The sequence below is a fragment of the Nostocoides sp. genome (assembly GCF_037045025.1).
Classification (GTDB): domain Bacteria; phylum Actinomycetota; class Actinomycetes; order Actinomycetales; family Dermatophilaceae; genus Nostocoides_A.
Genome location: NZ_JBAOHM010000013.1, coordinates 346,990 through 362,776, shown reverse-complemented (window position 1 = coordinate 362,776; position 15,787 = coordinate 346,990). Strand labels below are relative to the sequence as shown.

Genomic DNA, 15,787 nt, shown 5'->3' with positions numbered 1-15,787 from the left:
CAGAAGGTGTTTGACCTCGGGGACGGTGAGCGGGATCAGGTCCGTGGGGTTGGCTCGATGGCCCCCTTTTTGGGGGTTGCCGTGGCCGCGGTGGTGATGGTCAGGAAGGCGTGGGCGAGCATGGCCAGGGTGATGTGCCGGTACCAGGATTCGTATCGGCGGACCTGGTACTGGTCCAGGCCGACCTGTCCCTTGGCGCTCTGGAAGGTCTCCTCGATGGCCCAGCGGGCCCCGGCGACACGGACAAGCTCGCGCAGCGGCGTGTCCTCGGGCCCGCAGCACAGGTAGTAAGCCAGGTCGGTGGGGTCGCTGATCGAACGGCGCACCAGCAGCCAGTAGCCATCGGCAGATTCCAGCGGACGGATCTGGGCGCGGGCCCAGTGATAGAGCCGGGGACCCTTGGCGCCGTTGCCTGCGGAGATTTTCTTGAACGCCTGCGCTGGAAGCGATCTCGCGAGTTCGTCCGCACGCAGCTTGGCGACCCGGTCGCCGGTGTCCGTCTCGACACGGGCGATGACGCGCTGGTTGACCGGCACCGCGAGCACGTACGGCATGCCACGACTCTCCAAGGTGGCGCGCAGCCCGCCGTGCTGGCCGTATACCTCGTCGCCGGTGACCCATCCGGCCGGCACCCCCGCATCCAATGCCCGACCGATCATCGCGATCGCTAGCTCCGGTTTGGTCGCGAAGGCCACCTCGTCGCCGATCCCGGCCTCTCGGCAGCGGTCCCGGTCCTCGGTCCACGCCTTTGGCAGATACAGCTCCCGGTCCAGGAACGTGCGGGCGACGGGCGTCGCGTATGCCAGGAACACCCCGATCTGACTGTTCTCGATCCGCCCCGCGGTGCCGGAGTACTGCCGGGCCACCCCGGCCGACTTCGTGCCCTTCTTGAGGAACCCCGTCTCGTCCACGACCAGCACCCCGGCCGGGTCGCCCAAGTGCTCGACCACGTACCCACGCACGTCGTCACGAACCAGGTCCACGTCCCAATCCGCCGCCGCGAGAAGGCGTTGCATCCCATCCGGGTTCGCCGCTCCGGCCCGCTCCGACAGCGTCCACCCGTTCTTGCGCTCCACCGGCGAGAGCAACCCGCGCACGTACTCCAGCGCCCGCTCCCGCGGCTCAGACCGCGCGAACCGCGACGCGATCCGGGCATGCACGGCCGCCAGCCCCTCCGCCCACAACTCCACTTCCGCCACACAAACCTCACTGATCACATAAGCACCATGGCCCCAGTCATCAGTCTGACATCCACGACACGCCGGTCAACCACAAATAAATGCGGCTGTAGTACTAACGCCTACCTCACGACTCTTCGAGTAGGCGACCGCAAAGGATTAAGAAATTTGACTGCATGACTTGTGGTCCGATTCCTGTTCTGTTATTGTGTCTATTGGGGGGAGGGTCAGAGTTGTTGTTTGACCCAGGAGAAGAAGCAGATGCATGGGGGCGCGACACCATCGGCGACAGTGGCCGCTGCCGCCACGCGGGCTCGCGCCGATGACCTGGTCCTGGCTGCGCAGCGTCCTGCGGGGCTGTTGTCGCAGGCCGAGTGGGCCGAGCTGGTCGCGGGGTGTCAGGAGATCCTCAATATCGTGACCGCCGCACAGAACGCGGCGATCACCCGGATGGCCGCGATCGAGCTGGTCGCAAGCCGCGATGGCAGCGTGATCGAGGTCGCACATCGCCTCGGGTTTGAGGACCTGGCCGCATCCTCCTTCTTGATGCAGCGGCTCCGCATCGGTTCCCGCCACGCCTCCACTCGACTCGACCAGGCCCTCGACCTGTGCACCGAGACCGACGCCGCCGACACCGAGGACGAGGACCGGTCAGGTGGCCGCGGCGGATACGGCGCCCTGCACGCCGCGATGGCCGACGGGCGGATCGATGACTACAAGGCGCGGGTGATCATTTTCGAGCTATCCGAGACCCCGGCCGAGATCGCCGCGACCGTGATCGCCGCCCTGGAGGGCTACCTGGACACCGAGACCGGTCCGCAACTGCGGCGACGCACCCGCCACCTGCTCGCCTTGATCCACCCCGAGGGCCTGCGCCAACGGGCCGAGCGGGCCCGCGCCCGCACCGGGCTGGAACGGTGGGGGAGCGTCGAGCCCGGAATCGAGGAATGGCACGGCCGCTTCCCGTGCGAAGACGCCGTCACCGCCTGGGCCGCGATTGACGCCCTGGCTCGCCAATACCTGGCCGAGGACGACGATTGCCCCACGATCACCCATGCCCGCGGCAAAGCCCTCCTCGACCTGATCACCGGCAATGCCACCATCACCGCCACCATGACGATCACTGTCCCCCACGACGCCCTCACCACCGACACCGACTCGGCCGGAGACGGCGGAGACGGCGGCAGCAACGGAGACGGCGACGGCGACAGCAACGGCGACGACAGCCACGGCGACGGCGACAGCTACGGAGACGGCGACGACAGCCACGGGGAGGGAGACGGCGACAGCAACGGCGACGGCGACAGCAACGGAGACGGCGACGACAGCCACGGGGAGGGAGACGGCGACAGCAACGGCGACGGCGACAGCAACGGAGACGGCGACAGCGGCCACGCAGGCAACGAAAGCGACGGCGACACCGGTGCCGGCGGCGGAGGCGATCCCGCGAGCGACGCGGCGCCGCCCAAGCCCCAGCAATCGAGACCAGCCGGTCGCGAGCCTGATACCCCCGCAGCCCCAGCACCCCCGGCGGCCGAGAGTTCTGCCCACTCGCCACTTGGCACCGCGCCGACCACATCAACGAAGCGGACCGCACCGGTCAGCCAGAGCGCCAGCACGGCCCAGTCCTCACCCTTGGCGTCGCCAGAAGACCTGATCGAGGTCACCAGCAGCGGCATCACCACCCCCTGGCTGGCCAGTCGGGCCTGGCTCGATGACCTCCTCGCCCGCGTCCGCGCCGCCGGCGGCGAACCCGTTCATCAGGCCTGCCACCCTGACACCGGAGCCTTACTCGACCTCAACGACAGCCTCGCGCGCGCCGGCTACCGGCCCGGCCGGGCGCTGACCGACCACATCATCGCCCGAGACGGCCGCTGCCGCTTCCCGGGCTGCTCGATCAGCGCCCGCTACGGCGATCTCGACCACACCCTCCCCTGGCCCAACGGCCCCACCGCCGCTGGCAATCTCGCCTGCCTGTGCCGACGCCACCACCGGATCAAACAACTCCCCGGCTGGCACACGACCCTCCACTTCGACGCCACCATGTCTTGGACCGACCCCACCGGCACCACCCGCACCAGCGCTCCCATCGACCGGCTTACTCGACTCGTCCTTCCCGTCGCCAGCCCCGACGACTTCAAACGGGCCGAACAATGCCGACACCAACACCGTGAGCGAGGCCGCGACCACCGACGCGACCCGACGAGCGACGACCGACGCGACCCGACAAACGATGACCGACGCGACCCGACAAACGACGACCGAAGCCACCCACGGACCGGACCGAGCCAGCTCCCGATGGACCCCGCGAACGGCCCGGCGGGCAGCCCCGCGAACGACCACGCGGACGGCCAAACGACGGGCCGCCCGCTGGAGTTCACCGCGGCACCCGGCGCCGATGAGCCCAAACCCGAAGCGGCCCTCGATGACGACCTCGATAACGACCAACCCCCATTTTGAGCCACCGAAACCATCGGGCGCAGGCCGCCGCGGCGAGGATCAACAGCACGGTTTCCGGGTTGTCGGCGCGGCGGGATACGTTGGGCGGATGAACAGCCCGCTCACCTCGGCCAGCTGGCTGGGTGAGCTGAGCGATGAGCACATCCAGCAGCACGTCGGCGGGCCGACGTGGGCGCGTGGGCGGGCATACGCCGAGGCGGGGATGGTGCGCTCCTTGACGACGGCCGATCAGGGACGGATGTTGCTCGCCGAGGTGGAGGGCAATGCCGCCCGCCCCTATCAGACGCTCATCACGCTCACCAACCCGCGCGGCAGCGCGCCGCCGAAGTGGACGTCCCGCTGCAGCTGCCCCATGCAGGTCGACTGCAAGCACACCGTCGCCGTGCTGCTGCGCGCCCGCGCCGACTTCCGCGCCATGGTCGGCGCCCGATCCGGCATCGCCGATTGGGAGCGCACGCTGGCGCCGCTGATCGCCGATGCCCCCGAGCCGGTCGACAACGCCCCCGGGCTCGGGCTGGTCATCGATCCGCTGCCGGTTGCGGCCAACTACCGCACGCTGATGGGGCCCCCGCGCATCGCCGTGCGCCCGACTCGACGCACCAAGAACGGGTGGGCGCGCAACTTCACGTGGAGCGAAATGGCCACCCCGCGCGTCCCGCTCCACAAACGCCAGCTGGCGGCGATGCGCGCCATTCACGACCTGCACCGCATCACCGGCGGGCGCGACGGCTACTTCTATACCGCGACCGACGTCTATCTCGGAGCCCTCGGCTCCCGCGTGTGGCCGCTCTTGCGCCAGGCCGTCGACGCCGGCGTCGAGCTCCTGCCGGGACCCAACCTCCACGGCGAGGTGCGCCTGTCCGACGACCCGGTCCAGGTGGTCCTCGATGTCACCTACGAGAACCAGGACATCCTGCTCGTCTGCGGCCTTGACGCCGACACCGACCTCGGCCCCGTTCACGGTATGAGCGTCCTCGGCGATCCGCCCCACGGCTTCGCCGTCAACACCGGCGGCGGGCTGCTGCTCGTTCCGCTCGATAAGGAACTCGATCCCCGCCTGACCGAGCTGCTCACCAACGAGCGTCAGCTGCGGGTGCCCGCCGCCGATGCCGACCGCTTCGTCAACCTCTATCTGCCGCGCCTGCGCGACGTCGCCCGGGTGACCTCGCGCGACGGCAGCGTCAGCATCCCCGAGCAGCCGAGGCCGGTGTTGCGGATCCGGCTGACCCAACCCGCGCCCACCCTGATCGAGGCGCACCTCGATTTTGCGTATGCCGCCCCCTCCGGCGCGTTGCTGACCCAAGAGTCCGGTCCCCTCCCCCGCAGCCGCGCCGCCGAGCAGTCCCTGCTCGCCAGCCTCGACGTCCTCGACGGTCTGCCCGGCGCCCGCACCCGACAGGGCACCGGATACGCGCCCTTCTGGAGCCTAGCGGCGCGGGTCGTCCTGTCCGGGATGAGCGCGGTCCGCTTCGTCGATGAAGTGCTTCCCGATCTCGAACTCGAGGCCGACATCCACATCACCTTCGACGACGAGCTGATCACCTACGAGCAGGCCCTTGACACGCCACTGGTCGACGTCGGCCTGACCGACTCCCGCGAGGGCCACACCGACTGGTTCGACCTGGCGATCACGATCAGCGTCGGCGGCGAGGAGGTGCCCTTCGAGCCGCTCTTTCGCGCGCTCGCGGCGGGCGACGATGCGATGATCCTCGACTCTGGGGTGTGGTTCCGCCTCGACGATCCCGCCCTGGACAGCCTGCGTCAGCTGATCGCCGAAGCCCGCGAGCTCGCCGAGCCGGGTGGACCGATGCGGTTGTCCCGCTATCACCTCAGCCTTTGGGACGAGCTCGCCGACCTCGGCGTCGCCACGATCGACAGCGCCGCCTGGACCCGCAGCGTTGAGCATCTGCGCCGGCTCGCCGATGCCGCACCACCGCCCGATCCCGAGGGACTACACGCCACGCTGCGCCCGTATCAGCGCGAAGGATTCCACTGGCTCAGCTCGCTGTGGAGTGCCGACCTCGGCGGGATCCTCGCCGACGACATGGGTCTCGGCAAGACCGTGCAAACCCTCGCCCTGCTCGAACAGGCCCGGGCCGCAGGCGAACTCACCGATCCCGTGCTCGTCGTGGCCCCGACCAGCATGCTCGGTGTGTGGGCCAGCGAGGCCGCCCGGTTCGCCCCCGAACTGCGCGTCGTCGTCCTTGGCGAGACCGGCCGCCGCCGCGGCATACCCCTGGACGAGGTCGTCGCCGGCGCCCACCTCGTCGTCACCTCCTTTGCCGTCGCCCGCATCGACGGCGACGATTTCGAGCTGGTCGACTGGCGTGGGCTGATCGTCGACGAAGCCCAGTTCGTCAAGAACCACAACGCCAAAACCCACCACGTCCTGCGCCGCATCCGGGCCCCCTTCCGCCTGGCGATGACCGGCACCCCGCTCGAGAACTCCCTGATGGACCTGTGGTCGTTGCTGGCACTCGTCGCGCCGGGCCTCTATCCGCGGGCCGACAAGTTCACCGAGTTCTATCGCCGCCCGATCGAGTCCGGCGAGTCCCCCGAGACCTTGGAGCGGCTGCGTCGCCGGATCAAGCCGCTGATGCTGCGCCGGACGAAGGCGATGGTCGCCACCGATCTGCCAGAGAAGCAGGAGCAGAGCCTTGCGGTCGAGTTGTCCGCGCCGCACCGCCGCCTCTATGACCAGCACCTGCAGCGTGAGCGCCAGCGCGTGCTCGGTCTGCTCGACGACCCGGTCGCCAACCGGGTGGCGATCCTGGCCTCACTGACCCGGTTGCGACAGCTTGCCCTCGACCCGCGACTGGTCGATCCCGACCGGCCCGGAAATCAGGTGCCGGCCAAGGTGGAGACGTTGATCGAGCACCTCGGCGAGCTGCGGGCCGAGGGGCACCGGGCGTTGGTCTTCAGCCAGTTCACGTCCTTCCTCAAGATCGTCCAGGATCACCTGACCGAGGCCGGCATCACCACCGAATACCTCGACGGCGCCACCCGCAACCGGGCCAGCGTCATCTCGGCCTTCAAGGAAGGCGACGCCACCGCCTTCCTGATCAGCCTCAAGGCCGGTGGCGTCGGGCTGACCTTGACCGAGGCGGACTATGTCTATGTCCTCGATCCGTGGTGGAACCCCGCCGCGGAGGCTCAGGCCATCGACCGGGCCCACCGCATCGGCCAGGACAAGATGGTCATGGTCTATCGGCTGATCTCGGCGGACACGATCGAGGAGAAGGTCGTCGCCCTGCAGCAGCGCAAGCGCGACCTCTTCCAGCGAGTCGTCGACGAGGGCGGATCGATGTCCGGACAGATCACCGCCGACGACATCCGGGCCCTCCTCGAACCCGACTGAGCCGCACGACGACTAACCGAGGCTCGCCGCGCGGCGGAGCACGTCATCGAGCATGGCCGCGGTGAGCTTGCCGGTAAAGGTGTTTTGTTGGCTGACGTGATAGCACCCGAGCAAAACCACGTGACCGCTCGGGCGCTCGAGGATAGCCTCGGCGCCGTGCCCGAAACGGGGCTTGGGCCGTGGCACGCCCCAGCCGAGCCGCCTCGCCGCCGCGAGCGCGGCCTCCCAGCCGATCGAGCCGAGCGCGAGCAGCACGCGCACGTCGGTGACCAGCTGCAGTTCTCGATCCAGCCACGGAGCGCAGGTATGCCGCTCGGCCGGGGTCGGCTTGTTGGCCGGCGGGGCGCAATGCACCGCCGCGGTGATCCGCACCCCGCGCAGCACCAGCCCGTCACCCGCGCCGCGGCTATCGGCCTGGGAGGCGAGGCCGACGCGGTGCAGCGCGGCATACAGCCAATCGCCACTGCGATCCCCGGTGAAGACCCGCCCGGTCCGGTTGGCGCCGTGCGCGGCCGGAGCCAGGCCGACGATGACGACGGCCGGGTCGGGATCACCGAAGCTCGGTGCCGGCCGGCCCCAATAGGGTTCACCGGCGAAGGCCGCCCGTTTGCCGGTCCGGGCGACCTGCTCCCGCCAGGCGACCAAGCGAGGACAGGCGCGGCATACCGAAACCAGTGCATCGAGAGCGTCCAGACCGGCGGCCGACTCCACGCGCGCGCCGACCTCGGCGGGCGTCCGGGCGACCGGGGTCGACGCGGTCGCGAGATCCCCCGGCCAGCCCGTGCCCGGCGGAACCGGCGAGGCGAACAGCTGCCCGGTCAGCGGATGCGGGAGCTGACCGGACACCATCGCCGAGGAGTCAGCGCGCAGCGCGAGCAGCTACCCACGGAATGACCATGAGCACCAGCCAGAGCGCGAGAATGACGAATGCGCCGACCATCAGCCAGGCCTTCCAGAAGCCGCTCTCTTCACCACCTAGGCTGCCGCCGAAGGCCACTCCCAGGCCATAGACGACGGCGGCCCCACCAACCACGAAACGACGAGCGTCTGTGCTCACGGCGAGCCCCTCTGCTGCCGGCCCGCGGCCCCTGCCGGCGCGGGTTCACGCCGCAGTCTTGCCAGTCGCCTCGGCACTCGCAACCCGAGAGTCCGCAGAATGGGACGTCACCGATCCGCTCGGTCGCTGGCCTCGACGGTGTGCACGGCAAGGATCTCGGCCCCGATCTCGGCCAACCGCGCCCGAACCGTGGGCGGCGCGATCACCCGCACCGCGCCGCCAAAGGACGCTAACCGCCGAGCGAGCACATCGGCATTGGCTCCGGCGACGCGCGCGCCGACCCACTCCGTGTCGACCGGGTCGCCGATCTCGGCGTGCCGACCGAACGTGCGGCGCAGCATACCGACGCCCCCCGCCCGGACCTGGAGTTCGGCGACCAGATCGCCGCGGCGCTCTTCGACCTCCCCGACGACCTCGGCCCAGACCTGCTCCAAATCGAGGTCCGCGGGGCGCTCGGCCGGCTCGTCGAGCAAAACCGCGCCACCGATCCGGTCCAGCCGGAAGGTGCGGCGCCCGGCATCGGTCCCGGCGACGAGATACCACGCATCGTTCTTGACGACCAGTCCCCAGGGGTCGATCCGCCGCGTCGAGGGCATGCCGCCGCGCCCGGCATAGGTCAGCTCGACCCGGTGCCGACCGACCACGGCCTTCTGCAACGCAGCGAGGTATGCCGTGGCCGGCCGGCTCCGATCGCCCCACCCCGCCGGGTCGACGACCACCGCGTCGGCGGCTGCCTCGGCCTGATTGCGGAAGCTCTCCGGCAGCGCCCGCAGCAGCTTCCGCAGCGCCGACCGAACCTGGGGATGCGCGCCTCGGGTCGGGCCGAGAAGGAGGAAAAGAGCCTGCGCCTCATCCGCATTCAACCCACTCAAGTCGGTGCGAGCGCCACCGACGAGCTGCCACCCGCCCCCACGTCCAGACTGCGGATAGACCGGTATGCCGGCCATCGACAGCGCCTCCAGGTCGCGACGGGCGGTGGCCACCGACACCTCGAGCTCGTCGGCAAGTTCGGCAGCGGTCACCCGTCCGCGCGCCTGCAGGACCAGGAGGGCAGCAACGAGACGGTCAGCGCGCATGGCACATTCTCTCAGCGAAAGTGATCAGTGCATGATCACTTTAGACCGGAGACTGGTTGCATGACCACGATCACCACCGGCACGCCACGTTGCCCCACCTCCGCCGAGACCACATCCACGCTCATCCTGTCGACCCAGGGACCGTTTTCGCTGCGCCGCACGGCACTGGTCGGTTTCGGCCACCGGGCCGAAAAGGACTGGGACGATGTCATGCGCCTGGCGTTCACCGTCGACGGCACTCACGAGCACACAGCCGGAGTCGAGGTCCGCCAGGAGGGCGAGATCCTCCGGCTGACGATCACCAGCGCGGCCGACCACGAGGCCGTGGCGGCCCAGACCGCGCGCGTCCTGTCCGTGCACGTCGACGGCGTCGGATTCGCCGAGCTGGCCGAGCGCGACCCCGTGGCGGGAGCACTGCATGCCGCCGCCGCCGGCCTGCGCCCGCCGCAGTTCTACTCCCCCTACGAGGCAGCAGCCTGGTCGATTCTCAGCGCCCGACGCTCCGCAGCCCAGGGACGCGTTCTGCGGCAACGACTCTCGGAGCGGGTGGGCACCGCATACGACCTCGCGGGCAAGCAGGTCTGGGCATTCCCAACACCGAGCAAGCTGGCGACAGTGACGGAACTGCAAAGCCTCCCGGACGCGTCGATTCCGCGGCTGCACGCGATCGCCGCGGCCGCGCTGGACGGACTCCTCAACCCGGCCCGGCTGTTGGCGATGGAGACGGAGGAGATCCGCGAGGAGGTGCAGCGGCTGCCGGGGATCGGGCCGTTCTACAGCGCCCTCATCGCCTATCGCTCCCTCGGCCTCCCCAATGTCCTTGCCCTGATCGAGCCACGTAGCCGCAGCGCGCTGGAACGCCTTTGCGGCGCAACAGAACCGATGAGCGATGACGCGTTCACTGCGCGGGCGGACGCGTGGCGGCCCTACCGGATGTGGATGACCTTCCTCGCCCGGGCCGTGGGCGATCGCGTGCCGACGCCGCTGGCCTAGGGATCTGGCCATTGACATTACTCTCGGGGCATGACCGAATCGACACCCGAGGGCCGGGTCCGCGCTTTCCAGGCGGGGAGCCGGACTACGACCCGGGCCGGGAGAGCCTGACCGCGGTCCTCGAGGAGGAGGACGGCGTCCTCGTCCAGACCACGGTCAAGGCCAGCGTCGGGCCGAAGTTCCGCGAATATGAACTCGTCCGGCTCGGTGACGACTGGCGAATTCGGCGGATCGGTGAATACTGCGAGAATCCCTCGAATCCATTCTGCGCCAAGGACAAAATCGACAATCTCGTTGCCCGCGCTCGTCCCGACGCTGCGCTGCGGCCGTTATCGGCCAGCGACGCCAGGGCCGACTGCCCGGCGCTGTTCACCGAGCGGGACGTCATCGACGCCGATGGCGAGCACGCCCTCGAACGCCGGGTCGACCCGGGCACCTACGAGGTGGATATCGCTATCGCCTACGAGCGCACCGCGGCCCTGCGCGTGACCCTGGCGCCCGGTGAGCCGGTCAGCTGGCACCCGGCTTCGGTTGTGGACGGCGGGCCGCCCTCGGGCGAGGCCTGATCTCAACCGTCGACAGCAGGCTCAGTCTTCGAACGAGGCCTTGCGGGAGGCGAGAACCTCGTCGATCAGACCGTATTCCTTGGCCTCCGAGGCGGACAGGATCTTGTCGCGCTCGATGTCGCTGCGGACCTGGTCGACGGTGCGGCCGGAGTGCTTGGCCCAGGTCTCCTCGAGCCATTCGCGCATCCGCAGCACCTCGTTAGCCTGGATCTCCAGGTCGGAGGCCTGGCCGTAGTCGCCGCCCATGAGCGCCGGCTGGTGGATGAGCACCCGCGCGTTCGGCAGGGCAAACCGCTTGCCGGGCGCACCGGCCGAGAGCAGCACCGCGGCAGCGGAGGCGGCCTGGCCGATCACGAAGGTCTGCACATCCGGGCGGATGTATTGCATCGTGTCGTAGATCGCCGTCATCGCCGTGAACGAGCCACCGGGGCTGTTGATGTACATCAGGATGTCGCGGTCGGGGTCCTGGGACTCGAGCACGATCAGCTGGGCGATGATGTCGTCGGCGGAAGCGTCGTCGACCTGCACCCCGAGGAAGATGATGCGGTCCTCGAAGAGCTTGGTGTAGGGGTCGAGGCGCTTCATCCCATAGGAGGTGCGCTCCTCGAATTGCGGGAGGATGTATCGCGAGCTGGGGCCGGGCACGTGAAAGCCACCCGCGGTCATACCAACGTTGTTCATGTCTGTTCTCGATTCTCCGTATGCCGCGTTCAGTCGGTGACCGGGTTGTCGTCGGCGCCGGCGTCCTCGGCCCGGGTGAAGACGTGGTCGACGAAGCCGTATTCCTTGGCCTCCTCGGCGGTGAACCACCGGTCGCGGTCGGAGTCCTTCTCGATCTGCTCCAGGCTCTGGCCGGTGTGCTGGGCGATGAGTTCGGCCATCTGCTTCTTGATGAACAGCATCTGCTCGGCCTGGATCTTGATGTCGGAGGCGGTGCCGCCGATGCCGCCGGAGGGCTGGTGCATCATCACGCGGGCGTGGGGCGTGGCATAACGCTTGCCCTTGGTGCCGGCAGACAAGAGGAACTGGCCCATCGAGGCGGCCATGCCCATGGCGACGGTCGCAACGTCGTTGGGGATCCAGTTCATCGTGTCGAAGATCGCCATGCCGGCGGTCACCGAGCCACCGGGACTGTTGATGTAGAGCCAAATATCGGACTTGGGATCCTCGGCGGCCAGGAGCAGCATCTGAGCGCAGATGGCGTTGGCGTTGTCGTCGCGCACATCGGAGCCGAGGAAGATGATGCGTTCCTTGAGCAGCCGCTGATAGATGTGGTCGTCGAGCCCGAACTGCCCAGTTTGGGAAGCCGCGGTGGGGCTGGTGGTCACGCCGTTCTCCGTCCTGACACTGCTCTTGTGCGGGGTGGTCATGGTGACCCTAACGCCCGGCCTCATGAGGGTAGTCCCCGGTTTCGTCGTTGTTCGCCGTGAGCGCAAGGCGCGGCTCTCGCATGGCCGGCAGCGCGAGCAATGCCGGAACAAGCATCGCGCCCACGGCGAGCATTGCCCGCAACACCCCGACGTGGTCGCCGAGGAAGCCGAGCACCGGCGGCCCGACGAGGAAGGCGAGATAGCCGATCGTCGCGACGACCGAGACCCTCGCATGCGCCCGGCCTGATTCGTCGGCTGCGGCGCTCATCCCGGTGGGAAAGCCCAGCGAGGCGCCCAGCCCCCACAGCGCGGTCCCGGCATAGGCGGCAGCCGGGTTGCCAAAGACCACGAGCAGACTGCCGACTCCGGCGAGGACAAAGAGCACGCGCAGCACCGGAACGCGACCGTAAGTATCGAGTAGCCGGGTGCCGAAGATCCGGCCGATGGTCATCGCGGCGAGGAAGGCGGCGAAGCCCAGCACGCCGGCCCAGCGCGGCAGCTCGTGCCCCTCGACGAAGGCGACGCTCATCCAGTCGTTGGCCGTGCCCTCGGTGAAGGCGGCAACCAAGGTCACCAAGCCGATGAGCAGCGTCCGCGGCTCGGTCCACGCGGATCGGCCGGGCGCGCTCACCCGCGGCTCGCCGGACGGCTCGGCGTCCTGGATCGTGCGCGGGAGGTAGGCCCGCGTCGCCGGCCACGCGCTGGCCACGATGAGTGCCGCGGTGCCGAGCAGGTGCGCCCAAACCGGCACGTTCACCGCAGCCATGCCGGCCCCGACCAGCGCGGCCGCCACGGTTCCCCCGCTGAATGCCGCGTGGAACCGGGGCATGATCGAGTGGCCGAGGAGTCGCTCAACGCTGGCGCCCTCGAGGTTCATCGCGACATCGCACACGCCCAGACCGAAGGTGAGCACGAACAGGCCGAATCCAACCACCCCAGCGGCCCCCGCCACGTCGGTGCCCAAACCGGCTATGACCAGGCCGCACGCGATGACGAGCAGCGTGACCGCGCACGTGCGCGCGGCGCCGAAGCGGTGGGCCAGCCGACCGGCGACCGGCATCCCGAGCATCGAGCCGAGCGAGCCGACCAGGAGCGTCAGCCCGAGTTCCCCGGCGCTCAGGTCAAGCTCGGCCTTGATGTCGGGTATGCGGCTGGCCCAGGACGCGAAGGCGACTCCGGTGAGCGTGAATACGGCATACACACCATTGCGAGCGGTGTGCAGTCGAGCGCGATCCACCCCGGGATTGTCGGCGAAGGACGCCTCTTGTGGCTTAGCTGTCCTGCGGACTGGGCGCCGGAGCGGTCGGGGCCGCCGCCGCGCCGGGCTAGGCGAGCGCGGCCCGGATCATATCGATCATCTGTTGCTCGGCGGGGGCGACGCCCTTGGACGCCTCGGCGACCTGCTGCATCGCCGATTCGACGACGCCGATCCAGCCCTGCAACGCCGCCGGGTCGCTCGCTAGCGCCGACTTGGCGGCCCTGATGTCGGCAAGGATCGCCTGCTCGATGCCGCCTTCCCCGCCGCTCGGCGGGGCCACCAGCCCGCCCTTGAGCAACTCCCGGATGTTCTGCGGCGCCGCGGCCAGCGCCTTGGAGCCCGCCATGGATTCCTTGAAGGTCGCGAAGAAGCCCGGGTCGGCCTTCGACACGAGCGCGATGGCACCAAAGGTGGCGCGACGGATAATGTCCTTGTCCTGATCCGAGATCGAAGTCACCCCGCGACTGTATGCCGCTCACCCGCCACGCGGGTGCGCTAGCGCCCGCGGAAATGTCGGCCAGTACCCCCCTGGGCGTCAGGCGGTCGGCTCGGCACGCACCTCGGCGGCGGAGTCCTCTGCCACTGGGGCCTCCTCGCCGGAGTCCTCCGCCACGGCGGCCTGCTCGATTGGCTCTTGCGCGGTGGAATCCTCGGCGCTCGCGGCCTCCTCGTCGCCGTCGCCCTCCTCCTCGACGAGGAGATTGAGGTCGACGGCATTGCCGGAGGCATCGGTGATCGTCGCCCGATCCAAGACCGCGGCCAGCGCCTTGCGGCGGGCCACCTCCACCACCATGGCAGGGACCTGCCCGTTGGAGTCCAACGCCTTCGCCAGTTCGCCCGGATCCATCCGGAACTGCTGAGCCTGCATCATCAGGTATTCGACGAACTCCTCCTGGCTGACGTCGACCTCTTCCTGCTCGACCAGGGCATCGAGGATGAACTGCGTTTTGAGCGAGCGCCGGGTGTTGGCGTCTACCTCGGCGCGGTGCTCGTCGTCCTCGAGCCGGTCTTCGCCCTCGAGGTGGCTGTTGACCTCGGCGTCGATGATGCCTTCCGGCAGCGGCACGTCGAGCGACTCGAGCAGGTGATCAAGGATGCGGTCGCGGGCCTGAACGCCCTGCGCGAAGCGCTTGCCTTGCTCGACCCCGTGGGTCACGTTGGCGCGCAGCTCCGCCAGCGTGTCAAACTCCGAGGCGAGCGCGGCGAAGTCGTCGTCGAGTTCCGGCAGCTCGCGCTCCTTGACCGCCTGCACGGTCACCGTGCACTCGGCGTCCTCACCCTGGTGGTCACCGCCGGCCAGCGGGGCAGTGAAGGTCGTCGACGAGCCGGCGGCGAGCCCGATCAGGGCGTCGTCCATCCCGGGGAGCATGTTCCCCGAGCCGATCTCATACGAGATACCGGTGACCGAGTCGATCTCCTCCTCGCCGATCGTGGCAGACAGGTCAATCGTGACGAAGTCCCCCATCGCCGCTTCGCGCTCGACGGTCACGAGGGTCCCGAACCGGGCCCGAAGCGTATCGAGCTGCTCCTGGACGTCCTCCTCGGTGACCTCGATGTCGTCCACGCTGACCGCGATCGCATCGAGGTCCGGCAGCGTGATCTCGGGCCGCACGTCGACCTCGGCCGTGAAGGCCAACTCCTGGTCGTCCTCCATCGGCACCTGGGTGATCTCCACCTCGGGCTGGCCGATCGGCCGCAAGTTGTTGTCATCAACGGCCTGGCCGAAGAACCCGGGCAGGGCCTCGTTGATCGCCTCCTGGAGCACCGCGCCTCGGCCGACCCGCTGCTCGATGATGCGTGCCGGCACCTTGCCGTGGCGGAAGCCGGGGACGGAGATCTGTGACCCGATGGCCTTGATCGCCGAGTCTACGCTCGGCTTGAGCTCCGCGTAGGGAACCTCGACGGTCACCTTGACTCGGGTCGGGGCGAGGGTCTCGACGGCACTCTTCACAACAGGCACTCCACAATCGGGATAGGGACAGGACGGGCACACACAGAGCGGGTGACGAGAATCGAACTCGCGTAGCCAGTTTGGAAGACTGGGGCTCTACCATTGAGCTACACCCGCAAACTCCCGTGCCAAAGCGGCGTGGAGCAAGCGGTAGCCTACTGCCCGCCGTGACCGCTCCGAAATCGCCGCCGGGGCGTGAACGGCAGGCATACGGGGTATGGCGCAGCTTGGTAGCGCGTCCGCTTTGGGAGCGGAAGGCCGCCGGTTCGAATCCGGCTACCCCGACAGGTTGGCGCGCAAGCCCGCCGTCGGCCTCGGCTCGCCCCTGGTAGAGTGACACTCCTGGCGGGGGACCAGCTGGCCCGGCGGGTTGCCGTGTTTTCCGCCGATCGTCTCATCCATCCGAGGACACCCGCATGAAACGTGGAATTCGCTCCAGGCGCGTTGTCGGTGCTGGCCTGCCGCTTCTCGTCATGGGCGCCGTGACGGCCGGGGCGATCGTGCCCAGCATCGCGGCGGG

Annotated in this window: 12 protein-coding genes, 2 tRNA genes and 1 pseudogene; 5 read left to right on the top strand and 10 right to left on the bottom strand. The window is 69.0% G+C overall.

Annotated elements, in window-relative coordinates:
* Positions 1-35: 35 nt before the first annotated feature.
* Positions 36-1,199 (bottom strand): IS701 family transposase, encoded by a 1,164-nt coding sequence (locus V9G19_RS17580; RefSeq protein WP_462283989.1) that lies wholly within the window; start codon positions 1,197-1,199, stop codon positions 36-38.
* Positions 1,200-1,418: 219 nt separating this feature from the next.
* On the opposite strand from V9G19_RS17580, the gene V9G19_RS17575 reads away from it, so the two are divergent.
* Both V9G19_RS17575 and V9G19_RS17570 read left to right on the top strand, forming a co-directional pair.
* A complete protein-coding gene (locus tag V9G19_RS17575) occupies positions 1,419-3,638 on the top strand; it encodes an HNH endonuclease signature motif containing protein (RefSeq protein WP_462286714.1) in 2,220 nt (739 codons plus the stop codon).
* Positions 3,639-3,726: 88 nt separating this feature from the next.
* On the top strand, positions 3,727-6,996 hold the full coding sequence (locus V9G19_RS17570; RefSeq protein ID WP_462286713.1) for a DEAD/DEAH box helicase: 3,270 nt from the start codon (positions 3,727-3,729) through the stop codon (positions 6,994-6,996).
* A 12-nt stretch (positions 6,997-7,008) separates the two neighbouring features.
* On the opposite strand, the gene V9G19_RS17565 is transcribed toward V9G19_RS17570, so the two are convergent.
* The 3 genes from V9G19_RS17565 to V9G19_RS17555 form a co-directional block, all read right to left on the bottom strand.
* Positions 7,009-7,845 carry a uracil-DNA glycosylase gene (locus V9G19_RS17565; protein ID WP_462286712.1) on the bottom strand — a complete coding sequence of 279 codons (837 nt, stop codon included), beginning with the start codon at positions 7,843-7,845 and terminating at the stop codon, positions 7,009-7,011.
* Positions 7,846-7,855: 10 nt separating this feature from the next.
* On the bottom strand, positions 7,856-8,053 hold the full coding sequence (locus V9G19_RS17560; protein WP_462286711.1) for a hypothetical protein: 198 nt from the start codon (positions 8,051-8,053) through the stop codon (positions 7,856-7,858).
* 107 nt (positions 8,054-8,160) lie between these two features.
* Complete coding sequence (locus V9G19_RS17555; protein ID WP_462286710.1) at positions 8,161-9,129, bottom strand: helix-turn-helix transcriptional regulator; 969 nt, start codon at positions 9,127-9,129, stop codon at positions 8,161-8,163.
* A 60-nt stretch (positions 9,130-9,189) separates the two neighbouring features.
* Between V9G19_RS17555 and V9G19_RS17550 the strand changes: the two genes are divergently transcribed.
* Together V9G19_RS17550 and V9G19_RS17545 are read left to right on the top strand one after the other, a co-directional pair.
* Positions 9,190-10,122: a DNA-3-methyladenine glycosylase family protein gene (locus tag V9G19_RS17550; RefSeq protein WP_462286709.1), complete on the top strand. Its 933-nt coding sequence runs from the start codon at positions 9,190-9,192 to the stop codon at positions 10,120-10,122.
* Positions 10,123-10,133: 11 nt separating this feature from the next.
* Positions 10,134-10,688, top strand: coding sequence for a hypothetical protein (locus V9G19_RS17545; RefSeq protein WP_462286708.1), 555 nt, complete (start codon positions 10,134-10,136; stop codon positions 10,686-10,688).
* A 21-nt stretch (positions 10,689-10,709) separates the two neighbouring features.
* Here the strand turns inward: V9G19_RS17545 and V9G19_RS17540 are convergent, their stop codons facing one another.
* The 6 genes and pseudogenes from V9G19_RS17540 to V9G19_RS17515 form a co-directional block, all read right to left on the bottom strand.
* Positions 10,710-11,369, bottom strand: a complete 660-nt coding sequence (locus V9G19_RS17540; RefSeq protein WP_462286707.1) for an ATP-dependent Clp protease proteolytic subunit — start codon at positions 11,367-11,369, stop codon at positions 10,710-10,712.
* A 29-nt stretch (positions 11,370-11,398) separates the two neighbouring features.
* Positions 11,399-12,016 carry an ATP-dependent Clp protease proteolytic subunit gene (locus V9G19_RS17535; protein ID WP_462286706.1) on the bottom strand — a complete coding sequence of 206 codons (618 nt, stop codon included), beginning with the start codon at positions 12,014-12,016 and terminating at the stop codon, positions 11,399-11,401.
* A gap of 49 nt (positions 12,017-12,065) precedes the next feature.
* Positions 12,066-13,337: pseudogene (locus tag V9G19_RS17530) on the bottom strand (MFS transporter); the annotation flags it as partial.
* 46 nt (positions 13,338-13,383) lie between these two features.
* A complete protein-coding gene (locus V9G19_RS17525) occupies positions 13,384-13,773 on the bottom strand; it encodes a hypothetical protein (RefSeq protein WP_462286705.1) in 390 nt (129 codons plus the stop codon).
* A 78-nt stretch (positions 13,774-13,851) separates the two neighbouring features.
* The gene (tig, locus tag V9G19_RS17520; protein ID WP_462286704.1) at positions 13,852-15,267 is read right to left on the bottom strand and encodes a trigger factor; all 1,416 of its coding nucleotides are present in this window, start codon (positions 15,265-15,267) and stop codon (positions 13,852-13,854) included.
* A gap of 46 nt (positions 15,268-15,313) precedes the next feature.
* Positions 15,314-15,384 (bottom strand) — tRNA-Gly (locus tag V9G19_RS17515).
* Positions 15,385-15,478: 94 nt separating this feature from the next.
* On the opposite strand from V9G19_RS17515, the gene V9G19_RS17510 reads away from it, so the two are divergent.
* Positions 15,479-15,552: transfer RNA gene (locus V9G19_RS17510), tRNA-Pro, on the top strand.
* The last annotated feature ends 235 nt before the right edge of the window (positions 15,553-15,787 follow it).

Bases quoted from the DNA above. Each gene is read 5' to 3' on its own strand.
- V9G19_RS17570 (WP_462286713.1), top strand. From the start codon at position 3,727: ATGAACAGCCCGCTCACCTCGGCCAGCTGGCTGGGTGAGCTGAGCGAT.
- V9G19_RS17565 (WP_462286712.1), bottom strand. From the start codon at position 7,845: ATGGTGTCCGGTCAGCTCCCGCATCCGCTGACCGGGCAGCTGTTCGCC.
- V9G19_RS17555 (WP_462286710.1), bottom strand. From the start codon at position 9,129: ATGCGCGCTGACCGTCTCGTTGCTGCCCTCCTGGTCCTGCAGGCGCGC.
- V9G19_RS17550 (WP_462286709.1), top strand. From the start codon at position 9,190: ATGACCACGATCACCACCGGCACGCCACGTTGCCCCACCTCCGCCGAG.
- V9G19_RS17540 (WP_462286707.1), bottom strand. From the start codon at position 11,369: ATGAACAACGTTGGTATGACCGCGGGTGGCTTTCACGTGCCCGGCCCC.